The sequence below is a fragment of the Pseudomonas sp. SH10-3B genome, from assembly GCF_019891415.1.
Classification (GTDB): domain Bacteria; phylum Pseudomonadota; class Gammaproteobacteria; order Pseudomonadales; family Pseudomonadaceae; genus Aquipseudomonas.
Genome location: NZ_JAFLXD010000068.1, coordinates 1 through 20,711 on the forward strand (window position 1 = coordinate 1; position 20,711 = coordinate 20,711).

Here is a 20,711-nt window from a genome sequence, read left to right on the forward strand (position 1 = left end):
CGCAGCCCAACGCGGGACAAGCCCGCTCGCCACAGGGAGATTTGTCAGGGGCTGAAAAGTTGTGTAGATACCCATGGCTATCGCTGGCAAGCCCGCTCCTAGCGGTAAACGCCGTCCTTCCCGTGCCCCGCCATGGCCTGGTTGCTGCGTACGCTGATCATCAACTTGATGTCTATCCAGTCGATGCCCTGGGCCTTGAGCTTGGGCAGCTCGCGTTCCAGTACGGCCAGCGTTTGTGGGTAGGGGTGGCCGATCATCACCGCCGAACCCTGTTTGTGCGCCAGTTTGATCGCCGTCTGTAATTGCGTGGTGATCGCGGCTTCGGTGCGTTCATCGTCGAGAAACACATCCCGCGAGACATGAGCCAGGCCGATCTTCTGCGCCTCGGCAGCGGCCACGGTCTTTGCGCTGGTGCGGCTGTCGACGAAGAACTTGTTGCGCCGTTGCAGCTCGGCCATCAACCAGGCCATGGCGGCCGGTTGCGCGGTCATGCGGCTACCCATGTGGTTGTTGATGCCGGCAGTGTAGGGCACGGCGTTGAAGGCCGCGTCCAGACGCTTGCCGAGCTCTTCGATGGGCAGCTCGGGGTGCCAGGCGAACGGGCCGGTGGCCGGGTCCATGGGCATGTGCAGGATCACGATCTTGCCGGCCTTGTGCGCTTCGCGGGCGAATTCGGCGGCGTGAGGCGTGTCGGGCATGATCGCCGTGGTCACCGGCCCAGGCAGGGCCAGCACGCGACGATCCCGGGTCAGGTTTTGCCCCAGGTCGTCGATGATGAGGGTCAGGTAGGCTTTGTGGGACTCGCTGGCAGGGGCCGCTTGGGCGACCCCTGCCAGGCTGCACAGCACAGCGATGATCAGGGCAACACGCATATCAACGGCTGCGCGTGATGCTCAAGCCCTTGAGCAGGCTCAGCGCCTGGGCCAGCTGGTAATCATCGTCCTGCGGCATCGGCTTGGCTTTCTTGCTGCTGCCGGTTGGCTGGTCGGCACCGCCGTTGCCATTGCCCAGGTGACCTTGCAGGTCGGCTTCCTTGTAGTACTCGCTGTCGATTTCGTTGGTGATCTTGGCCTTGCGCACTTCGATGTCCGGCACGATGCCCTGGGCCTGGATCGAGCGGCCGTTCGGCGTGTAGTACAGCGCGGTGGTGATCTTCAACGCACGCTCATTGTTCAGCGGCAGCACGGTTTGTACCGAGCCTTTACCGAAGCTGGTGGTGCCCATCAGCACGCCGCGCTTCTGGTCTTGCAGGGCGCCGGCGACGATTTCCGAGGCCGAGGCGCTGCCGCCGTTGATCAGCACGGCCAATGGCACGTTCTCGCTGAGGTCGTTGCCGGTGGCCGAGAAGCGCAGTTCGGAGTTGGCGATCCGGCCCTTGGTGTAGACGATCAGGCCCTTGGTGATGAAGTGGTCGACCACTTCCACCGCCGCTTGCAGCACACCGCCTGGGTTGTTGCGCAGGTCGAGTACGATGCCGCTGAGTTTCTTGCCGTTGTCCTTGCGCAGCTTGGCCAGGGCCTTGGCCACTTCGTCGCCGGTCTTGACCTGGAATTGGGTGATGCGGATGTACCCGTAGCCCGACTCCAGCAGCTGGCTCTTCACGCTCTTGACCACGATGGTCGCGCGGGTGAGCGTCACGTCAAACGGGTTGCCGCCGTCGCGCACCAGGGTCAGGGTGATTTTCTGGCCGATCTTGCCGCGCATCTTGTCGACGGCTTCGGTCATGGTCTGGCCACGGGTCGGCTGGCCGTTGATCTTGACGATAAAGTCACCGGCCTGGATGCCGGCCTTGGATGCCGGGGTGTCGTCGATGGGCGAAACGACCTTGATGTTGCCGTCTTCAGCGCCGACTTCAATGCCCAGGCCGCCGAATTCACCACTGGTGCTTTCCTGCAGCTCGGCAAAATCTTCCGGACCCAGGTACGCGGAGTGCGGGTCGAGGTTGCTGAGCATGCCCTTGATGGCATTTTCCAACAGGGTCTTGTCGTCTACGGGTTCGACATAGGCTGCCTTGATCCGGTCCATGACCTCGGCAAAGGTGCGCAGCTCGTCCAGCGGCAACGGCGCCTTGGTGGTCGCGGCCGTGGCGGCGGGTGCAGCCGGAGCGGCCTGGTCGGCAAAAGCCAGAGGCGCGCCGATCACCAGGGCGATCGTCAGGGCCAGCGAAGTGAGGCGGGACAAATGCAGCATGTCGAACGAACTCCTAATGTAGATGCGACCCTATCCTTGGGACCGGCACCATTGTGCGGGATCGCTCGGGCGACCCTGCTGACGAATAGCGAAGTACAGCGCCGGGGTGTCCTGACCACCACTGTTACCGACAGTGGAGATGGATTCACCGGCTTTTACAACATCACCTGCCGACTTGAGTAAAGTCTGATTGTGGCCGTAAAGGCTCAAATAGCCATTACCGTGGTCGAGAATCACCAACAAACCGGCGCCCCGCAGCCAATCGGCAAACACTACGCGCCCGCCGTGAACGGCGTGGACCTGGCTGCCGGCAGACGCGCTGATCATCACCCCATCCCACTTGGCGCGGGTGTCGTCGCCTCGGGTTTCACCGAAGCGCGCCAGTAGTCGACCATCAACTGGCCATGGAAGTTTGCCGCGCGCCGAAGCAAAAGGCCCCCCAAAGGACTCGCCGGCACTGGAAACCAGCGGGCCAGGGGCGGCATGTGCCGGTTTACGCGGTGCCGGGGCATCGCTGGTGGCTGCCAGTTCGGCCTCACGCTGGCGCTTTTTTTCCGCTTCCTGCTGGGCGATCAGCGCTTTCTGTCGCGCTTCTTCGGCCTCGCGTGCCTGGCGTGCCAGGGTTTCTTCGATGGTCTTGAGCACTTTGGCCAGGTCGGCCTGGTCCTGCTCGCGGGCCTGGAGCTTGGCGTCACGGGCCTTCACATCGTCATTGAGCTTGGCCAGGGCCAGTTGGCGCTCCTTGCGGACTTTGTCCAGCTCGTCGCGCTGGGTGTCGAGGGCGCTTTTCTGGTCCTCCAACTGCGACTGCTGGTTGGCGATTTCCTGTTCGACGTTGACCAACTGGCGCAGGGTCTCGTTGAAGCTTTTAAGTTGCTCCAGGCGGGCTTTGCTCAGGTAGTCGTAGTAGGTCAGGGTACGCGCGAATTTTTCCGGGTTCTGCTGGTTGAGCAGCAGCTTGAGGTATTCCTGGCGGCCGCTCTGGTAGGCGGCGCGGGCCTGGATCGCGATCAAGCGTTGCTGTTCAACGCGCGCGCTCTGGAGTTTTTTTTTCTCAGCGTCGAGTCGCTCCAGTTCCGACTCGCTCTTCTTTAATTCTTTTTGCAGCTCCTGGACCTGCTTCTCCAGCTTGCCCATTTCGGTTTCCGTGCCGCGCAGGTCTTTCTGCACCCCGGATTTTTCTTCCTGGAGCTTGCCGAGCAGTTTTTTCAGCTCGGTAATGTCCTGACGCGTAGCGTCCAACTGTTGTTGAGTTTGTGCGCGCTCGTCGGCAAACGCCGGTTGGAGCAGGCAGACAAGAGCAAGGGTAATCAAGGCGCGAAGCATAGAGGCGGGCGACACCAGGGAAAGGGACGGCCTAGTATGCCCGCCAAGCGTCGCAAAAAAAACGCCCAATTCGGCCTGGAAGGCAAGATAGGTGCCGAGTGGCGGTGGTATGGCAAAAAGACATCTACCAAACGCCGGAGATCCAATGTGGGAGGGGGCTGGCTTGCCCCCGATTGCGGCGTGTCAGCTGAATAGGTGTTGGCTGACCCACTGCTATCGGAGGCAAGCCCCCTCCCACACTGTTGTTTAGATCAGACCAGGATTGAGGTGCCAGTCATCTCTTTCGGCTTCTCCAACCCCATCAGCATCAGCATGGTCGGCGCCACATCCGCCAGTACGCCGCCATCGCGCACTTTGAAGTCGCGCTTGCCGACGTAGATGAACGGCACCGGCTCGGTCGTGTGAGCCGTGTGAGCCTGGCCGGTGGATTCGTCGGACATCTGCTCGCAGTTACCGTGGTCGGCGGTGATCAGCGCTTCGCCGCCGACTTTTTCCAGCGCCTCGACAATGCGCCCGACGCACAGGTCCAGGCATTCCACGGCCTTGGTCGCAGCTTCCAGGTTGCCGCTGTGGCCGACCATATCGCCGTTGGCGTAGTTGACCACGATCACGTCGTAGCGCTGGTGGTCGATGGCGTCGACGATCTTGTCGGTGACTTCCGGCGCGCTCATTTCCGGCTGCAGGTCGTAGGTGGCGACTTTTGGCGACGGGATCAGGATGCGCTCTTCACCCGGGAACGGTTCTTCGCGACCGCCGGAGAAGAAGAAGGTCACGTGGGCGTATTTTTCGGTTTCGGCAATACGCAGTTGGGTCTTGCCGTTCTTCGCCAGGTAGTCGCCCAGCACGTTGTCCAGGCTGCCGGCAGCAAAGGCAGCGGGGGCCGGGATGCTGGCGGCGTATTGGGTCAGGCCTACGAATTGGACTTTTGGCTGGCGAGTACGCTCGAATTCCTTGAAACCGTCTTCGACAAACACACGGCTCAGCTCGCGGGCACGGTCGGCGCGGAAGTTCATGAACACCACGGCGTCGCCGTCTTCGACCTTGACCGGGTCGCCGATGGTCGTGGCCTTGACGAATTCATCGCTCTCGCCACGGGCGTAGGCGGCTTCCAGGCCTTCCTGGGCGGTGGCGGCGTGGAATTCGGCCTGGCCGTCGACGATCAGGTTGTAGGCCTGGGACACGCGGTCCCAACGATTGTCGCGGTCCATGGCGAAGTAGCGGCCCACCAGGCTGGCGATGCGGCCCTTGCCCAGGGCGGCGAAAGTGGCGTCCAGCAGTTCGATGGAGGATTGCGCGCTTTTTGGCGGCGTGTCACGGCCATCGAGGAAAGCGTGCAGGTAGATCTTGTCGGCGCCGCGCTTGAAGGCCAGCTCAGCCATCGCCACCAGATGGTCCTGGTGGCTGTGTACGCCGCCGTCGGACAGCAGGCCCATGAAGTGCACGGCTTTGCCGGCGGCCACTGCTTTATCTACCGCTGCGCAGAGGGTCGGGTTCTCGAAGAACTCGCCATCGCGGATCGATTTGGTCACGCGAGTGAAGTCTTGATATACCACTCGTCCGGCGCCGAGGTTCATGTGGCCGACTTCCGAGTTGCCCATCTGGCCGTCCGGCAGGCCCACGTCCATGCCCGAGCCGGAGATCAGGCCGTTGGGCACTGTCGCAGTCAGTCGGTCGAGTACGGGCTTCTTGGCCGCGTATACGGCGTTGTCGTGGTGGCTTTCACTGTGTCCGAAGCCATCGAGAATTATCAGGACCAAAGGTTTAGGCGTGGTAGTCATAGATCCTCTCGCGGCGGTAATAAAGGAAGGCAATTGAAAAGGGAGTGGCAGTTTAAAGCGAAGTTCCGACCACGTCACCGCTTTACGGGGGTTGGCCCCCCCTGACGGCTGTGTATACTTACCGCCATTTTAACGCCCTGGAACCTCCTTGATGGTTGATCACCTGATTGCATTTGCCACTGCCCATTATCTGCTCGTGGGTGCCTTCGTCATCCTGCTGGCGCTGCTGATCGCTCACGAATTGAGCCGTGGTGGCCGCAGCCTGAGCACGTCGGAGCTGACCGCGCTGGTCAACAAGGATGAGGCCATTGTGGTGGATATCCGCCCAGTCAAGGATTTCGCCGCCGGCCATATCGTCGGTGCCCTGAACATTCCTCAGGACAAGCTGATCGCGCGCCTGGCCGAGCTGGAAAAGCACAAGGCCAAGACCATCATCCTGGTCGACGCCCAGGGCCAGCACGCCGGCACCCACGCCCGCGAAATGCTCAAGACTGGTTTCACCGCCGCCAAGCTGTCCGGTGGCATCAGCAGCTGGCGCGCCGATAACCTGCCGCTGGTGAAGTGATATGAGCCAGGTTGTCGTGTATTCCAGCGATTGGTGCCCTTACTGCATGCGGGCCAAGGCCCTGCTGGAGAAGAAGGGCGTTGCCTTCGAAGAGATCAAGGTCGACGGCAAGCCCCAGGTGCGTGCCGAAATGGCCCAGAAGGCGGGGCGCACGTCCGTGCCGCAGATCTGGATCGGCGCCAAGCATATCGGTGGCTGCGATGACCTGTTTGCCCTGGAGCGCGCCGGTAAACTCGATGCGCTGCTGCTCGTCTGACTCCCAACCCCGAAAAGACCCCAAGATCAAGAAGGATCTGCGATGACTGACCAACAGAACACCGAAGCAGCAGAAGCCCAAGGCCCACAGTTCTCGCTGCAACGTATCTACGTGCGGGACCTGTCGTTCGAAGCGCCGAAAAGCCCGGCTATCTTCCGCCAGGAATGGACCCCAAGCGTTGCCCTGGACCTGAACACCCGTCAAAAGGCACTGGAAGGCGACTTCCACGAAGTCGTGCTGACCTTGTCGGTCACCGTCAAGAATGGCGAAGAAGTGGCCTTCATCGCTGAAGTGCAACAGGCCGGTATCTTCCTGATCCAGGGCCTGGACGAAGCGTCCATGAGCCACACCCTGGGTGCGTTCTGCCCGAACATCCTGTTCCCGTATGCCCGTGAGACCCTGGACAGCCTGGTCACCCGTGGTTCGTTCCCGGCGCTGATGCTGGCTCCGGTGAACTTCGATGCCCTGTACGCCCAAGAGCTGCAGCGCATGCAACAGGAAGGCGCACCGACGGTTCAGTAATCTCGAACCCAATGTGGGAGGGGGCTTGCTCCCGATAGCGGTGGATCAGTCAGATAGATGTCGACTGACACTCCGCCATCGGGGGCAAGCCCCCTCCCACATTTGCTATGTGTGTTACTTGAAACCGAGTTGGCGCCAGCCTTCGTAGACAGCAACGGCGACGGTGTTCGACAGGTTCAGGCTGCGGCAGCCCTCGCGCATCGGCAAGCGCAGGCGATGCCCGTCAGGCAGGGCGTCGAGTACGTCGGCCGGCAGGCCACGGCTTTCCGGGCCGAACAGGAAGGCGTCGCCTTCGGCAAAGCTGGCATCATGGAACGGTCGCGAACCCTTGGTGGTGAACGCGAACAGCCGTGGGTGGCCCAGGCTTTCCAGGCAGCTGGCCAGGTCAGCATGGCGCTGCAGGGTGGCGTACTCGTGGTAGTCCAGGCCGGCGCGGCGCAGGCGCTTGTCGTCCATGTCGAAGCCCAGGGGCTCGATCAAATGCAGGTGGCAGCCACTGTTGGCGCACAGCCTGATAACGTTGCCGGTATTCGGCGGAATTTCTGGTTGAAAAAGGATGACGTGAAACATGCACGGCTCCGAAGGCAAAGATGCGCTGCATTCTACCCCTGAAGAAGACCCAAGACCGAAGCTAATGCCGAAGGTCATGGGCTCATTGGCGATTGTCGGCCTGATGGTGGGCCTGATGATCGGTCGCCTGACCACCCCTGACCCGGTCGAACTGCAGCAGATAGAAACGGCGGCGGACGGTGTGGTGGTGTGGTTCAACAGCGAACCCAAGCTGCACGGCGAGCATATCGACGGCACCGTGGCGCTGTTGTTCGACGCGCAAGGCAAGGCCGCCAGTGGGCAGCTCAAGGTCAACGACAAGGATGTGAACTGGCGCGTGCGCAAGACCGATGCGGGCTTGCTGCTGAACCTGGTGGCGGCTCGGCCATTGCGCGGGGAGTGGAAGGGCGAGGAGGTCGATGACCGCTGGCGGCTGGAGATCCATCTCCAAGAGCAATAAAAGAGGGAGTTCCCGGCCTGCCTGTACCAGGGCTCCCAAAACGGGGTGAAGCCAGAGGCTTCGGTGTTAAAGAGGGAATCCCCGGCCTGCCTGTACCGAGGTTCCCGAAAGCGGTGTGGAGCGCGACGCGGTTCGCATCAAGCACCCCGGGTGTAAAGAGGGGATTCTCGGCCTGCCTGTACCAAGGTCCCCGAAACTGGGTTGTACTGGGGTTATTGCAGGGCGCGTGCCAGAGTGGCTAAGTTGTGACAAAAAAATTCTTCAGTAAGCGCAAAGCCCCGGAGTACGGGGCTTTGGTGTTTTCGGGATTCAGGTTTTTTTCAGCGGCTCTGAGGTTTCAGGCGTTGGATCCATGCCCGATGCCGGTTCATGGTGCATTGAAGCGGTGCACGATCCTGAAGCTTTGTGACGGTCCAAATGTGGGAGGGGGCTTGTCCCCGATGGCGGTGTATCAGGCACAGATGTTGTGACTGATCTACTGCTATCGGGAGCAAGCCCCCTCCCACATTTGGACCTCAGTAGATTGGAGATCAGGCGTCGTCGCCCTCATCGTCATCACCGCCATCCACCTTCATGCCCAGCTCCTTGATCTTGCGCGTCAGGGTATTGCGACCCCAACCCAGCAACACGGCGGCATCGCGACGGCGACCGGCGGTGTGCTTGAGGGCGGTTTCGATCATGATCCGCTCAAAGGCCGGTACGGCGCTGTCCAGCAGGTTCGACTGGCCGCGTGCCAGGGCCTGGTCGGCCCATTGGCGCAGTGCCTGTTCCCAGTTGGTCACTGGCGCCGAATCCTGCGGCAGGCTCAGCAGCTCCGGCGGCAGGTCGCTGATATGCACTTCGCGCCCGGACGCCATCACCGTGATCCAGCGGCAGGTGTTCTCCAGTTGGCGCACGTTGCCGGGCCATGGCAGGTTCTTCAGGTATTCCTCGGTCTCGCTTTTCAGCAGCTTCGGCTCGACGGCCAGCTCTTGGGCGGCGCGGCTGAGGAAGTGGCGGGCGAGGGTCGGGATGTCTTCGCGGCGGTCCGACATCCGTGGAATGTGGATGCGGATCACGTTGAGACGGTGGAACAAGTCCTCACGGAACTTGCCGGCGTGCACCAGGGTTTCCAGGTTCTGGTGAGTCGCGGCGATGATGCGTACATCGACCTTGACCGGTGTGTGTCCGCCCACGCGGTAAAACTCGCCGTCCGCCAGTACACGCAGCAAGCGGGTCTGGGTGTCGGCCGGCATGTCGCCGATTTCATCGAGGAACAGCGTGCCGCCGTCCGCCTGTTCAAAACGGCCGCGACGCAGGTTGGCTGCGCCGGTGAACGCGCCTTTCTCATGGCCGAACAGCTCGGACTCCATCAGGTCCTTGGGAATCGCCGCCATGTTCAGCGCGATAAACGGCGAGGCCGCCCGTGGGCTGTGACGGTGCAGGGCGTGGGCCACCAGTTCTTTGCCGGTGCCCGACTCGCCGTTGATCAGCACGGTGATGTTGGAATGGCTCAAGCGCCCGATGGCGCGAAACACTTCCTGCATCGCCGGCGCTTCGCCGATGATTTCCGGCGTGCGGGTCAGGGCCGGCGGGGCTTCCTGGTTCTGCTGTTCCTGGGCGTGCTGGTTGGCGCGCTTGACCAGCGCCACGGCCTCGTCCACGTCGAACGGCTTGGGCAGGTATTCGAAGGCGCCGCCCTGATAGGACGCGACAGCGCTGTCCAGGTCGGAGTGCGCAGTCATGATGATCACCGGCAGGCGCGGGTGTTGCTCGCGTATCCGCGCCAGCAGGTCCAGGCCACTGGCGCCGGGCATGCGGATGTCGGAGATGATCACGTCGGGCTGCTGGCGCGCCAGGCGGCTCATCACTCCGTCGGCGCTGTCGAAGCTCTGGGTGGTCATGCCTTCCTGTTGCAAGGCTTTCTCAAGGACCCAGCGGATAGAACGGTCGTCATCGACGATCCAGACGGTTTCACTACGGCTCATGTCGATGGGGCTCCTTGTTCCAGAGGCAGAAAGATCGAGAACGTGGTGTGGCCAGGATGGCTCTCACATTCGATCAGACCCTGGTGCTGGCTGATGATGTTCTGGGTAATGGCCAGGCCCAGCCCGGTACCGTCCGGGCGGCCGCTGACCATGGGAAAGAAAATGGTTTCCTGAAGTTCCACAGGAATGCCCGGACCGTTGTCGATGATCTCGACCTTGGTCACCAAGCGATGGCGCACGTGGCCGATGGTGAACTGGCGCAGGGCGCGGGTACGCAGGCTGATACGGCCCAGGCGCAACTCGTTCTGGCTGCTGATGGCCTGCATGGCGTTGCGCACGATATTGAGCACCGCCTGGATCATCTGCTCGCGGTCGATCAACACGTCGGGAATGCTCGGGTCGTAATCGCGCACCAAGGTGATGCAGCCCTGGCTTTCGGCCTCCACCAGATGGCAGACGCGCTCAAGTACTTCGTGCACGTTGGTCATCGCCAGCGACGGCAGCTTGTTGGAGCCAAGCATGCGATCCACCAGGTTACGCAGGCGATCGGCCTCTTCGATGATGACGTTGGTGTAGTCCTTGAGGTTCTCGTCCGGCAACTCGCGGGCCAGCAACTGCGCCGCGCCGCGAATGCCGCCCAGCGGGTTCTTGATCTCATGGGCGAGGCCGCGCACCAGCATCTTGCTGGTTTCCTGCTTGGACAGCTGGGCTTCTTCCTTGGTGATGCGCAACAGGCGGTCGCGCGGGTGTACTTCGAGCAGCAGCAGGGTGGCGCCGTTGCTCAGGATCGGGGTTACGGCGTAGTCGACAGTCAGTGTCTGGCCGGTCAGGGCCGTGAGCATCGCCTCGCGCTTGGTGAACGGGTGCGCCTGCTCCACTGCCTGGCGCAACGAGCTCAAGGCTTCGGCCGACTCGGTGAACAATTCGCTGATGAACTGCCCATGGCTGCGCTGGCCGCTGATGGCCAGGAGCATCTCTGCCGCCGGGTTCATGTACTCAAGGCGCAGGTCGTCATTGAGCAGGATGGTCGCGGTGGTCAGGTTGTCGAGTAACAAACGGTGCAGTGCATCGCTGATGGTCATCGGGACCTCTTTTGGAGCAAGGCGCGGGCTTGAGGCACACGCTGATACAAGGAAAATGCAAAAACCAAACCAAGGCTCCGAAAAGAAGCGTGCAGGCCCTGAAATAGGCGTTTAAGGCGCGAAACTGTGGCGTTCTGCCAGCTTCTTCGCGAAGTTTCGAACCAAAATGGTGTGAGGCAGTGGGAAGGGTGCAGGCTATTGCACCAATATAGTGCTGTTTTGTGAAGGTTGTTCAGGAAGTGATGAGAGAGTGCTCTCGGCGGATGTGCGAGAGCGATCTCCGTGGTGGGCTTTATCAATGCGGCTGGGAGAGCGGCATGCCCGCGCTGCCGGCGTAAAAGACCAGCAGCTCCACCGGTGTGGATCCGGTTCTGCCGCGATGGACTGTGCCCACCATCTCGGCCAGGGTTTGCCCTTGTGTCAGGGTGAGGGCTTGCCCGCCTTTACGGGCTTCAACGATCAGCTCGCCCGAGAGGATATACGCTGCATTCGGCATTGGGTGGCTATGCCAGGGTAACTGCGTATTCGCGGGGATCTTGAGTCGCAACAGCGTGAGTTCCGGCGGGCTGGAGGGGTAAGCCTGGTAAGGTGTTCCGTCCCATGATGCGCTGCTCTGCAGCAGGATCTCCTTTTCGATTTGCACGACGTCTTTCGGCTGGCTGCTGCAGCCTAGGGCAGACAGGCAGGTCGCTGTTGCGATCAAGCATTTGAGGGCTTCCATGGTTGGGTTTCATCCCGTTCGCTGAGTGGCCGGTCAGGCTACGATCGCTGTTCGGGGAGGGATGCCGGAAGGTGCCTAAAATGATGTGGGTGTCATCCGTTATTCGCCTGTGCGGATACACAGCTCGGCCGTAGCGCGGATCATCGCCAGTTGCCGCAGCGGATCGTTCAGCGGCTCATGCACTGCTTCGGCCAGCCATTGAGGGCACTGCGGGTCGGTACGCTGCGGGGTGAAGTCAGCCAATTGCTGCAGCAGGCGTTTCTGCAGCTCATCCAATTGCGGGCGTATCTGCTTCACCAGGTCCGGGCGCGGATCGTCCGGTGCCTTGCCCTGGAACTGCCAGTCGGACAGGTGGGTGTACTGCACCAGTTTGTTCGCCTCGATCTGCGCCGAAAAAAATTGCTCGGCGGTGGCGGGCGCCAATTTGTAGCTCGGTGCCTGGGTCATGACGCTGGCGATCACCTCTTGTTCGCGCTTTTTGTCTTCTACAGGTTTTTTGCTGTCCCATTTGCTCAGGGCCACCTGGTCGGCGATCTCCAGGCGTTCGGCGATGCTGTTGAGCAGCGGCTCAAGAGTGGGTGGCGCAGCCAATGCACTGGCGCTGAAAAACACTAAAGCGAATGCAAGTCGACGTTTCAATGCTGATCTCCTTATGGGAGGGGGAGCGGGTTAATTCCTGGGCAAAAAAAGACCTCCCGAAGGAGGCCTTTTTCAGCACGCTACGTCAAGCAGCGCTACCGGATCAGCAGCTGTAGTACAGCTCGTATTCCAGTGGGTGTACGAAGGTGCGTACTTTGATTTCTTCTTCGCTTTTCAGCTCGATGTAGGCATCGATGAAGTCGTCGCTGAATACGCCGCCTTTGGTCAGGAACGCACGGCCCTTGTCCAGCTCTTCCAAGGCTTCTTTCAGGCTGCCGCACACTTGTGGGATCTCTTTGGCCTCTTCAGGCGGCAGGTCGTACAAGTTTTTGTCGGCGGCGTCGCCAGGGTGGATCTTGTTCTGGATACCGTCCAGGCCGGCCATGACCAGGGCAGCGAAAGCCAGGTATGGGTTGGCTGCTGGATCCGGGAAGCGAGCTTCGATACGGCGAGCGCGCGGGCTGGACACGTAAGGAATACGGATCGAGGCGGAACGGTTGCGAGCCGAGTAGGCCAGCATTACCGGTGCTTCGAAACCTGGAACCAGACGCTTGTAGGAGTTGGTCGATGGGTTGGTGAAGCCGTTCAGGGCCTTACCGTGCTTGATGATGCCGCCGATGAAGTACAGGGCGGTGTCGGACAGGCCGGCATAACCTTCGCCAGCGAAGGTGTTCTTGCCTTCTTTGGCGATGGACAGGTGAACGTGCATACCCGAACCGTTATCGCCGTACAGCGGCTTAGGCATGAAGGTAGCGGTACGGCCGTAGGCATCAGCCACGTTGTGTACGCAGTACTTCAGGGTCTGGACTTCGTCAGCCTTGGCAACCAGGGTGTTGAACTTCACACCGATTTCGTTCTGGCCGGCAGTCGCCACTTCGTGGTGGTGAACTTCGATGACCAGGCCCATTTCTTCCATGGCGTTGCACATGGAGGTACGGATTTCGTGGTCGTGGTCGAACGGCGGAACTGGGAAGTAGCCACCTTTGATGCCTGGACGGTGGCCTTTGTTGCCGCCTTCCACGTCCTGGTCGGACATCCACGAACCTTGTTCGGAGAAGATCTTGAACATCGAACCGGAGATGTCGGACTTGAACTTGACCGAATCAAAGATGAAGAATTCTGGCTCTGGGCCTACGAATACGGTGTCGCCGATACCGGTCGACTTCAGGTATTCCTCGGCACGCTTGGCGATCGCACGTGGGTCGCGGTCGTAGCCTTGCATGGTCGAAGGCTCGATCACGTCGCAGACGATGATCAGCGTTGGGTCTTCGGTGAATGGGTCGAGGACGGCAGTGCTGTCGTCCGGCATCAGGATCATGTCGGAGGCTTCGATGCCTTTCCAGCCAGCGATGGAGGAACCGTCGAACATTTTGCCTTCTTCGAAGAAAGCATCATCCAGCGCGTCGCGAGCCGGCATGGTCACGTGGTGCTGAGTGCCTTTGGTGTCCGTGAAGCGCAGATCAATCCATTTAACGTCATGATCTTTGATGAGTTGAACCGACTTCGACATAGTGTCCTCCGGGTGGCTTCGGGCTGGGGTAGTGGAGTTAGCCCTTAGAATGTGGGTGATGCCGGCGCGGATAGTCCGCCATGGCAACCTGCCTCACAAGAGAGCAAATTGCATGCCAGTGCGCCAACATGGGTTTTTTGCTCCAAAAACGCCCCTATAAAGGTGCATTGCGACAAAAGCGCGAAAATGGCGCACCGCAATGTGGCGCTTCTGGTTGTAAATGCACCTCTTTAGTGCGAGTCGAGAGTTGTGCATATTAACTGGTTAAACCTTGAGCGATTTCCGCTATAATCCGCGCCCCCCTTTTTCGGCAGGCCCTGCGCGCGCTGTTTCCATGAAATTAATCGTTAAAGTCTTCCCCGAGATCACCATCAAGAGCCGACCGGTACGGATGCGTTTCATCCGTCAGTTGGCCAAGAATATCCGTGCCGTGCTCCGCGATCTGGACCCGGCTGTGGTGGTGAACGGTGTGTGGGACAACCTCGAACTGGAAACCCGCCTGACCGACGCCAAAGCCTTGAAGGATATGACCGAGCGCCTGAGCTGCATGCCGGGTATCGCGCATTTCCTGCAGGTGGATGAGTACCCGCTGGGCGACTTCGACGACATCACCGAAAAATGCAAACGGCACTTCGGCGACAGCCTTGAAGGCAAGATTTTTTCGGTGCGCTGCAAGCGTGCCGGCAAGCACCCATTCAGCTCCATGGACGTCGAGAAATACGTCGGCAGCAAGCTGCGTCGCGAGTGCGGCGCCGCCGGAATTTCCCTCAAGGCGCCGCAAATTGAAGTGCGCATGGAAATTCGCGACCAACGGTTGTTTGTGATTCACAGCCAGCACGACAGCATCGGCGGCTACCCGCTGGGCGCCCTGGAACAGACCCTGGTCCTCATGTCCGGCGGTTTCGACTCCACGGTGGCGGCCTACCAGATCATGCGCCGCGGCCTGATGAGCCACTTCTGCTTCTTTAACCTGGGCGGGCGTGCACACGAATTGGGCGTGATGGAAGTTGCGCACTTTATCTGGAAGAAGTACGGCAGCTCCCAGCGCGTGCTATTTGTGAGCGTACCGTTCGAGGAAGTGCTGGGCGAAATTCTCGGCAAAGTCGATAACAGTCATATGGGCGTAGTATTGAAGCGTATGATGTTGCGCGCTGCGTCCCGAATCGCCGATCAGTTGCAGATCGACGCGCTGGTGACCGGTGAGGCGATTTCCCAGGTTTCCAGCCAGACGCTGCCAAACCTGTCGCTGATCGACTGCGTGACTGAGAAGCTGGTATTGCGCCCGCTGATCGCCAGCCACAAACAGGACATCATCGACTTGGCAGAACAAATCGGCACCGCCGACTTTGCCAAGCATATGCCTGAATACTGCGGGGTCATTTCGGTGAACCCCAAGACCCACGCCAAGCGCAACCGCGTGGAGTATGAAGAACAACAGTTTGATATGGCGGTTCTGGAGCGTGCGCTCGAGAACGCCAAGCTGGTCCCGATCGATCGTGTTATCGACGAACTGGGCCAGGATGTGCAGATCGAAGAAGTCAGCGAAGCCCTGGCCGGCCAGATCGTTGTCGACATCCGTCACCCGGATGCCGCTGAAGATGAGCCGCTGGAAATTGCTGGCATCGACGTACAAACGCTGCCGTTCTATGCATTGAACGCGCGTTTCAAGGAACTGGATAACAGCCGTCAGTACCTGCTGTATTGCGACAAAGGCGTGATGAGTCGCCTGCATGCCCACCATTTGCTCAGTGAGGGGCATGCCAATGTGCGCGTTTATCGACCGAGCTAAGAGCCCGGGGCTGTTTGCCTGTGGCCTGCGTCACCGGCCCCCCGACTCTGCCGTCAAGCTGTAACGGCAAGGCCTGACTCTACTGTTAATCGCTGCCACGACCTGTCAGCACACCGAATCCTCTGATCGAGATACACAAGTGATCGAAAATCTACGTAACATCGCCATCATTGCTCACGTTGACCATGGTAAAACCACCCTGGTAGACAAACTCCTGCGTCAATCCGGCACCCTGGAGCGCAACGAGCTCAACGACGAGCGCGTGATGGACTCCAACGACCAGGAAAAAGAGCGCGGTATTACCATCCTGGCAAAAAACACCGCTATCAACTGGAACGGCTACCACATCAACATCGTGGATACCCCGGGCCACGCCGACTTCGGCGGCGAAGTAGAACGCGTAATGTCGATGGTTGACTCCGTTCTGCTGCTGGTTGACGCTCAAGACGGCCCTATGCCGCAAACCCGTTTCGTGACCAAGAAGGCTTTCGAAGCCGGCCTGCGTCCGATCGTGTGCATCAACAAGGTTGACCGCCCAGGCGCGCGTCCGGACTGGGTTCTGGACCAGATCTTCGACCTGTTCGACAACCTGGGTGCCACCGAAGAGCAACTTGATTTCCAAGTGATCTACGCTTCGGCACTGAACGGTATTGCCGGTCTGGAACACACCGCCATGGCGGAAGACATGACCCCGCTGTACCAGGCGATCGTTGACCACGTTCCACCACCGAAGGTTGACCGTGAAGGCCCGTTCCAGATGCAAATCTCGGCACTGGACTACAACAGCTTCCTGGGTGTTATCGGCGTTGGCCGTATCGCCCGTGGTAGCGTCAAGCCGAACACCCCGGTTGTCGCTATCGGCGCCGACGGCAAGAAGCGTAACGGTCGTATCCTGAAGCTGATGGGTCACCACGGCCTGCACCGCATCGACGTTGAAGAAGCCTTCGCCGGCGACATCGTGTGCGTCAGCGGTATGGACTCGCTGTTCATCTCCGACACCCTGTGCCAGCCGGACACTGTCGAGGCGATGAAGCCTCTGACCGTCGACGAGCCAACCGTTTCCATGACCTTCCAGGTAAACGACTCGCCTTTCTGCGGTAAAGAAGGCAAGTTCGTGACTTCCCGTAACATCAAGGAACGTCTGGACAAAGAGCTGCTGTACAACGTTGCACTGCGCGTTGAAGAAGGCGACTCGGCTGACAAGTTCAAGGTTTCCGGCCGTGGTGAGCTGCACCTCTCGGTACTGATCGAAACCATGCGTCGTGAAGGCTTCGAAATGGGCGTTGGTCGTCCTGAAGTGATCATCCGTACTGTTGACGGCGTGAAGCAGGAACCGTTCGAAAACGTCACCATCGACACCCCTGAAGAATCCCAGGGCAAGGTCATGGAAGAGATGGGCCTGCGTAAGGGCGACCTGACCAACATGGTGCCGGATGGCAAAGGCCGTGTGCGTCTGGAATACAACATCCCTGCTCGTGGTCTGATCGGTTTCCGTAACCAGTTCCTGACCCTGACCAACGGCGCTGGCATCCTGACCTCGATCTTCGATCGCTACGACACCATGAAGTCCGGCGACATGTCCGGCCGTCAGAACGGTGTTCTGGTATCGGTAGAAACCGGCAAGGCACTGACCTACTCCCTGGAAACCCTCCAGGCGCGTGGCAAGCTGTTCGTTGAGCACGGTCAAGAGATCTACAACGGTCAGATCGTTGGTCTGAACAGCCGTGACAACGACATGGGCGTCAACCCAACCAAAGGCAAGAAGCTCGACAACATGCGTGCTTCGGGTAAAGACGAAACCATCGCCCTGGTTCCACCTGTTCGCTTCACCCTGGAACAGGCCCTGGAATTCATCCAGGACGACGAGCTGTGCGAAGTGACGCCTAAGTCGATCCGCCTGCGTAAGAAGATCCTGGACGAAGGCGAGCGTACCCGCGCTGCCAAGAAAGCCAAGAACTGAGTTAACTCAGGCTGAATGAAAAACGCCCCCGGTCGAAAGGCCGGGGGCGTTTTTTTATGTCTGCAGTTTTGGTGGTGGCTGTACTGGCCTCATCGGGGGCAAGCCCCCTCCCACCTTTGAATGTGTTCACAGATCAAAATGTGGGAGGGGGCTTGCCCCCGATGGGGCCCTTGAGAGCCCCACAAAATCCGGATCAGAACTTGTCGAGGGTCTTGAACTTAGTCTCGCGCACCACTTCCTTCGGCTTATACGCGCAATACCCTGGCCGCGGCCCGATTTTCGGGTGGTTGCGGCAAGTATCCGGGCGCTTGTCATAAATAGTGCAGAAGCGCGTCTTACGATCCAGGTACAGGCAATCGTTGTTGCTCATGCGCTGCAGGGTAAAAATCTCGGATTTGTTGTTGTAGCGCTCGACGATGCCTTCCTTCTGCAACCGCTTGGCGATGTTCTTCGGCGGGTCGCCACGCTCGAATTCATCGACGATGCCAATGCGGATCAGGTCCTTGATCTTCACCTCGACCGGCAGCGTGCAGCAGCTGGACACGCAGCCACCGCACATATGGGCGGAATATTTCTGCCACGTTTCGAGACGGTCAAGTTCCGCGGCGGCGATCAGTTGAGGCTTCATCAGGGTTCCAAAAGGTGGGGCTGTATCCGGGCGCGCGATCATACCGGGATTGGTGGTTTTTTGAACAATATTTTGCGAATTTCAGCTCAAAGGCCCGAACCTGGGCTGATTGGGCACGACCCCTGCATCAAATGCCTGCAAAGGTGAATGAGTTAAAAAACTGCCGAACCAGAGCGTCTACCGTCTGTCAGACCGACTAGGCTCTAGCAACTCCTTCAATCTCGCCCGAGGTCACACCGATGTCTCAGGAACCGCTTGCACGAGAAGCAGAGGTAGCCGCATTCCGCGATGCTGTCTTGACCAAACTCACCTACGCGGTGGGCAAAGACCCGGACCATGCCTTCGACCATGACTGGTTCGAAGCCATTGCCCTGGCCGCCCGCGACCAGATGGTCGACCACTGGATGGACCACACCCGGCGTATCTACCGCAAAGGCCAGAAACGGGTTTATTACCTGTCCCTGGAGTTCCTGATCGGCCGCCTGCTCTACGACAGCCTGAGTAACCTCGGTGTGCTGGAGATCGCTCGCGAAGCGCTGTCTGAACTCGGGGTGGACCTCGAACGCATCCGTCTGCTGGAGCCCGATGCGGCGCTCGGCAACGGTGGCCTCGGCCGCCTGGCGGCGTGCTTTATGGAAAGCATGTCGACCTTGGGCATCGCCGGCCATGGTTATGGCATTCGTTATGAACACGGCTTGTTCCGCCAGGCCATCGTCGATGGCTGGCAACAGGAGCAGACCGAACGCTGGCTGGATTTCGGCAACCCGTGGGAATTTGAACGGGCCGAGGTGATTTACCCCATCGGCTTTGGCGGCAGCGTCGAAACCTTGCCGGATGCTTCCGGCAAGCTGATCCAGGTGTGGACGCCCAGCGAAACCGTGCGTGCCGTTGCCTACGACACCCCGGTGGTCGGTTGGCGCGGCGCCAGCGTGAATACCTTGCGTCTGTGGCGCGCCCGGGCGGTGGAAGACCTGCACCTGGAGCGCTTCAACGCCGGCGACCACTTGGGCGCCGTCGCCGAAGTGGCCCGCGCCGAGAGCATCTCCCGAGTGCTTTACCCGGCCGATAGCACCGAAGCGGGGCAGGAGCTGCGCCTGCGCCAGGAATACTTCTTCGTCGCCGCCTCCTTGCAAGACCTGTTGCGTCGCCACAAGAACATGCACGGCTCGGTCCTCAGCCTGGGCGAGCACGCAGCGATCCAGCTCAACGACACCCACCCCTCGATCGCCGTGGCCGAGTTGATGCGCCAGTTGGTCGACCTGCACGACATTCCGTGGGAAGCCGCGTGGGATGTCACCGTTGAAACCCTGTCGTACACCAACCACACCTTGTTGCCCGAGGCCCTGGAAACCTGGCCGGTCGGCCTGATGGAACGCATGTTGCCCCGGCACATGCAGATCATCTACCTGATCAACGCCCAGCACATCGATTCGCTGCGGGCCAAGGGCATCCACGATTTCGACGTACTGCGCGCCGTCTCACTGATCGAAGAAGACAACGGCCGCCGTGTGCGCATGGGTAACCTGGCGTTCCTCGGCTCCCACAGCGTCAACGGCGTATCGGGTTTGCACACCCAGTTGATGCGCAGCACCGTGTTCTCCGAACTGCACAAGCTCTACCCGGAGCGCATCAACAATAAAACCAACGGCATTACCTTCCGCCGCTGGCTGTACCAAGCCAACCCCAAGCTCACCGAGATGCTGGTGGAAGCTTTGGGGCCGGACATTCTCGACACCATGGAAACCCGCCTGGGCGAGCTGGAAACCTTCGCCGAGAAACAGGCCTTCCGCAAAGCCTTCGCCGACCAGCGTCTGCACAGTAAGCGTGCGCTGGCCGAGATCATCCACGAGCGCCTGGGCATTTCGGTGAACCCGGCGGCGATGTTCGACGTGCAGGTCAAGCGTATCCACGAATACAAGCGCCAACTGCTGAACCTGCTGCACACCGTGGCGCTGTACCAGGCAATCCGCGCCGAGCCGGGCACCGACTGGGTGCCACGGGTGAAGATCTTCGCGGGCAAGGCGGCGGCCAGTTATCACCAGGCCAAGTTGATCATCAAGCTGACCAACGACATCGCGCGCACCGTCAACAACGACCCGACCGTACGCGGCTTGCTCAAGGTGGTGTTCCTGCCCAACTACAACGTCAGCCTGGCGGAAAGCATCATCCCGGCGGCGGACTTGTCCGAGCAGATCTCCACCGCCGGCTTTGAAGCGTCGGGCACCAGTAACATGAAGTTCGGCCTCAACGGCGCGCTGACCATCGGCACCATGGACGGCGCCAACGTGGAGATGCACGAGCGCGTGGGGGCCGATCACATGTTTATCTTCGGCCTCAGTGCGCAGCAGGTCGAGGCGCGTAAACATGCCGGTGAGTTCAATGCCGGGCCGGACATTGCGGCCTCCCATCGTCTGAACGACGTGCTGCAAGCGATTCGGGGCGGGGTGTTCTCGCCGGATGATCCGGGCCGCTATGTGGGCTTGATCGACGGGCTGATCGACTACGACCGCTTCCTGGTCTGCGCCGACTTCGATTCCTACTGGGATGCCCAGGCGCGGGTCGAAGCGCATTGGCATGATTCCAAGGCGTGGTGGCGTTCGGCGGTGCTCAACACCGCGCGCATGGGCTGGTTCTCCTCGGACCGGACGATCCGCGAGTACGCCACTGAAATCTGGAAAGCCCTCGACTAGATCTACTGTAGGAGCGAGCTTGCTCGCGAAGAACGCAAAGATACCGCGTTAAATCAGAAAGCACGCGTTATCGTTGGCG

18 protein-coding genes are annotated in these 20,711 nt (G+C 60.3%); 7 read left to right on the forward strand and 11 right to left on the reverse strand.

Annotated features, from left to right (window positions below; all coding sequences use genetic code 11):
• Nucleotides 1–98: 98 nt before the first annotated feature.
• The 4 genes from J1G35_RS28695 to gpmI form a co-directional block, all read right to left on the reverse strand.
• Nucleotides 99–872 carry a divergent polysaccharide deacetylase family protein gene (locus tag J1G35_RS28695; RefSeq protein ID WP_223016673.1) on the reverse strand — a complete coding sequence of 258 codons (774 nt, stop codon included), beginning with the start codon at nt 870–872 and terminating at the stop codon, nt 99–101.
• Nucleotide 873: 1 nt separating this feature from the next.
• Nucleotides 874–2,190, reverse strand: coding sequence for a S41 family peptidase (locus tag J1G35_RS28700; RefSeq protein ID WP_053140389.1), 1,317 nt, complete (start codon nt 2,188–2,190; stop codon nt 874–876).
• A 30-nt stretch (nt 2,191–2,220) separates the two neighbouring features.
• Entirely contained in the window at nt 2,221–3,516 is a 1,296-nt protein-coding gene (locus tag J1G35_RS28705) for a murein hydrolase activator EnvC (protein WP_053140392.1), read from the reverse strand.
• 251 nt (nt 3,517–3,767) lie between these two features.
• Nucleotides 3,768–5,294 (reverse strand): 2,3-bisphosphoglycerate-independent phosphoglycerate mutase, encoded by a 1,527-nt coding sequence (gene gpmI, locus J1G35_RS28710; RefSeq protein WP_223016674.1) that lies wholly within the window; start codon nt 5,292–5,294, stop codon nt 3,768–3,770.
• A gap of 151 nt (nt 5,295–5,445) precedes the next feature.
• Between gpmI and J1G35_RS28715 the strand changes: the two genes are divergently transcribed.
• The 3 genes from J1G35_RS28715 to secB are packed head-to-tail and all read left to right on the forward strand — an operon-like array spanning nt 5,446 to nt 6,637.
• A complete protein-coding gene (locus tag J1G35_RS28715; protein ID WP_065925750.1) occupies nt 5,446–5,859 on the forward strand; it encodes a rhodanese-like domain-containing protein in 414 nt (137 codons plus the stop codon).
• A gap of 1 nt (nt 5,860) precedes the next feature.
• Nucleotides 5,861–6,115 (forward strand): glutaredoxin 3, encoded by a 255-nt coding sequence (grxC, locus tag J1G35_RS28720; RefSeq protein WP_010213876.1) that lies wholly within the window; start codon nt 5,861–5,863, stop codon nt 6,113–6,115.
• 42 nt (nt 6,116–6,157) lie between these two features.
• A complete protein-coding gene (gene secB, locus J1G35_RS28725) occupies nt 6,158–6,637 on the forward strand; it encodes a protein-export chaperone SecB (RefSeq protein WP_014716520.1) in 480 nt (159 codons plus the stop codon).
• Nucleotides 6,638–6,751: 114 nt separating this feature from the next.
• Here the strand turns inward: secB and J1G35_RS28730 are convergent, their stop codons facing one another.
• Nucleotides 6,752–7,207 carry a tRNA (cytidine(34)-2'-O)-methyltransferase gene (locus tag J1G35_RS28730; protein WP_046070509.1) on the reverse strand — a complete coding sequence of 152 codons (456 nt, stop codon included), beginning with the start codon at nt 7,205–7,207 and terminating at the stop codon, nt 6,752–6,754.
• On the opposite strand from J1G35_RS28730, the gene J1G35_RS28735 reads away from it, so the two are divergent.
• On the forward strand, nt 7,206–7,646 hold the full coding sequence (locus tag J1G35_RS28735; RefSeq protein WP_223016675.1) for a hypothetical protein: 441 nt from the start codon (nt 7,206–7,208) through the stop codon (nt 7,644–7,646). The genes J1G35_RS28730 and J1G35_RS28735 overlap by 2 nt on opposite strands.
• 530 nt (nt 7,647–8,176) lie before the next feature.
• On the opposite strand, the gene ntrC is transcribed toward J1G35_RS28735, so the two are convergent.
• The 5 genes from ntrC to glnA all read right to left on the reverse strand — a co-directional run bounded on the left by ntrC (nt 8,177) and on the right by glnA (nt 13,565).
• Entirely contained in the window at nt 8,177–9,613 is a 1,437-nt protein-coding gene (ntrC, locus tag J1G35_RS28740; protein WP_048723367.1) for a nitrogen regulation protein NR(I), read from the reverse strand.
• Nucleotides 9,610–10,695, reverse strand: coding sequence for a nitrogen regulation protein NR(II) (gene glnL / locus J1G35_RS28745; protein WP_053140402.1), 1,086 nt, complete (start codon nt 10,693–10,695; stop codon nt 9,610–9,612). The genes ntrC and glnL overlap by 4 nt, the downstream gene beginning before the upstream one ends.
• Before the next feature lie 295 nt (nt 10,696–10,990).
• Entirely contained in the window at nt 10,991–11,416 is a 426-nt protein-coding gene (locus tag J1G35_RS28750) for a cupin domain-containing protein (protein ID WP_223016676.1), read from the reverse strand.
• A gap of 99 nt (nt 11,417–11,515) precedes the next feature.
• A complete protein-coding gene (locus J1G35_RS28755) occupies nt 11,516–12,055 on the reverse strand; it encodes a chorismate mutase (protein ID WP_223016677.1) in 540 nt (179 codons plus the stop codon).
• Nucleotides 12,056–12,158: 103 nt separating this feature from the next.
• Nucleotides 12,159–13,565 (reverse strand): glutamate--ammonia ligase, encoded by a 1,407-nt coding sequence (gene glnA, locus J1G35_RS28760; RefSeq protein ID WP_024072899.1) that lies wholly within the window; start codon nt 13,563–13,565, stop codon nt 12,159–12,161.
• 334 nt (nt 13,566–13,899) lie between these two features.
• Between glnA and thiI the strand changes: the two genes are divergently transcribed.
• Nucleotides 13,900–15,354, forward strand: a complete 1,455-nt coding sequence (gene thiI / locus J1G35_RS28765) for a tRNA uracil 4-sulfurtransferase ThiI (RefSeq protein ID WP_053140409.1) — start codon at nt 13,900–13,902, stop codon at nt 15,352–15,354.
• A 139-nt stretch (nt 15,355–15,493) separates the two neighbouring features.
• Complete coding sequence (gene typA, locus J1G35_RS28770; protein WP_053140412.1) at nt 15,494–17,314, forward strand: translational GTPase TypA; 1,821 nt, start codon at nt 15,494–15,496, stop codon at nt 17,312–17,314.
• Nucleotides 17,315–17,507: 193 nt separating this feature from the next.
• Here typA and J1G35_RS28775 read toward each other — a convergent pair whose 3' ends face one another.
• The gene (locus J1G35_RS28775; protein WP_024072902.1) at nt 17,508–17,942 is read right to left on the reverse strand and encodes a YkgJ family cysteine cluster protein; all 435 of its coding nucleotides are present in this window, start codon (nt 17,940–17,942) and stop codon (nt 17,508–17,510) included.
• Nucleotides 17,943–18,181: 239 nt separating this feature from the next.
• Between J1G35_RS28775 and J1G35_RS28780 the strand changes: the two genes are divergently transcribed.
• Complete coding sequence (locus tag J1G35_RS28780) at nt 18,182–20,632, forward strand: glycogen/starch/alpha-glucan phosphorylase (RefSeq protein WP_053140414.1); 2,451 nt, start codon at nt 18,182–18,184, stop codon at nt 20,630–20,632.
• Nucleotides 20,633–20,711 lie beyond the last annotated feature (79 nt).

Coding starts and splice junctions, on each gene's coding strand:
- grxC (WP_010213876.1), top strand. CDS start 5,861: ATGAGCCAGGTTGTCGTGTATTCCAGCGATTGGTGCCCTTACTGCATG.
- J1G35_RS28705 (WP_053140392.1), bottom strand. CDS start 3,516: ATGCTTCGCGCCTTGATTACCCTTGCTCTTGTCTGCCTGCTCCAACCG.
- thiI (WP_053140409.1), top strand. CDS start 13,900: ATGAAATTAATCGTTAAAGTCTTCCCCGAGATCACCATCAAGAGCCGA.
- J1G35_RS28780 (WP_053140414.1), top strand. CDS start 18,182: ATGTCTCAGGAACCGCTTGCACGAGAAGCAGAGGTAGCCGCATTCCGC.
- J1G35_RS28730 (WP_046070509.1), bottom strand. CDS start 7,207: ATGTTTCACGTCATCCTTTTTCAACCAGAAATTCCGCCGAATACCGGC.
- J1G35_RS28750 (WP_223016676.1), bottom strand. CDS start 11,416: ATGGAAGCCCTCAAATGCTTGATCGCAACAGCGACCTGCCTGTCTGCC.
- J1G35_RS28715 (WP_065925750.1), top strand. CDS start 5,446: ATGGTTGATCACCTGATTGCATTTGCCACTGCCCATTATCTGCTCGTG.
- J1G35_RS28695 (WP_223016673.1), bottom strand. CDS start 872: ATGCGTGTTGCCCTGATCATCGCTGTGCTGTGCAGCCTGGCAGGGGTC.
- glnA (WP_024072899.1), bottom strand. CDS start 13,565: ATGTCGAAGTCGGTTCAACTCATCAAAGATCATGACGTTAAATGGATT.
- secB (WP_014716520.1), top strand. CDS start 6,158: ATGACTGACCAACAGAACACCGAAGCAGCAGAAGCCCAAGGCCCACAG.
- ntrC (WP_048723367.1), bottom strand. CDS start 9,613: ATGAGCCGTAGTGAAACCGTCTGGATCGTCGATGACGACCGTTCTATC.
- gpmI (WP_223016674.1), bottom strand. CDS start 5,294: ATGACTACCACGCCTAAACCTTTGGTCCTGATAATTCTCGATGGCTTC.
- glnL (WP_053140402.1), bottom strand. CDS start 10,695: ATGACCATCAGCGATGCACTGCACCGTTTGTTACTCGACAACCTGACC.
- J1G35_RS28775 (WP_024072902.1), bottom strand. CDS start 17,942: ATGAAGCCTCAACTGATCGCCGCCGCGGAACTTGACCGTCTCGAAACG.
- J1G35_RS28735 (WP_223016675.1), top strand. CDS start 7,206: ATGCACGGCTCCGAAGGCAAAGATGCGCTGCATTCTACCCCTGAAGAA.
- J1G35_RS28700 (WP_053140389.1), bottom strand. CDS start 2,190: ATGCTGCATTTGTCCCGCCTCACTTCGCTGGCCCTGACGATCGCCCTG.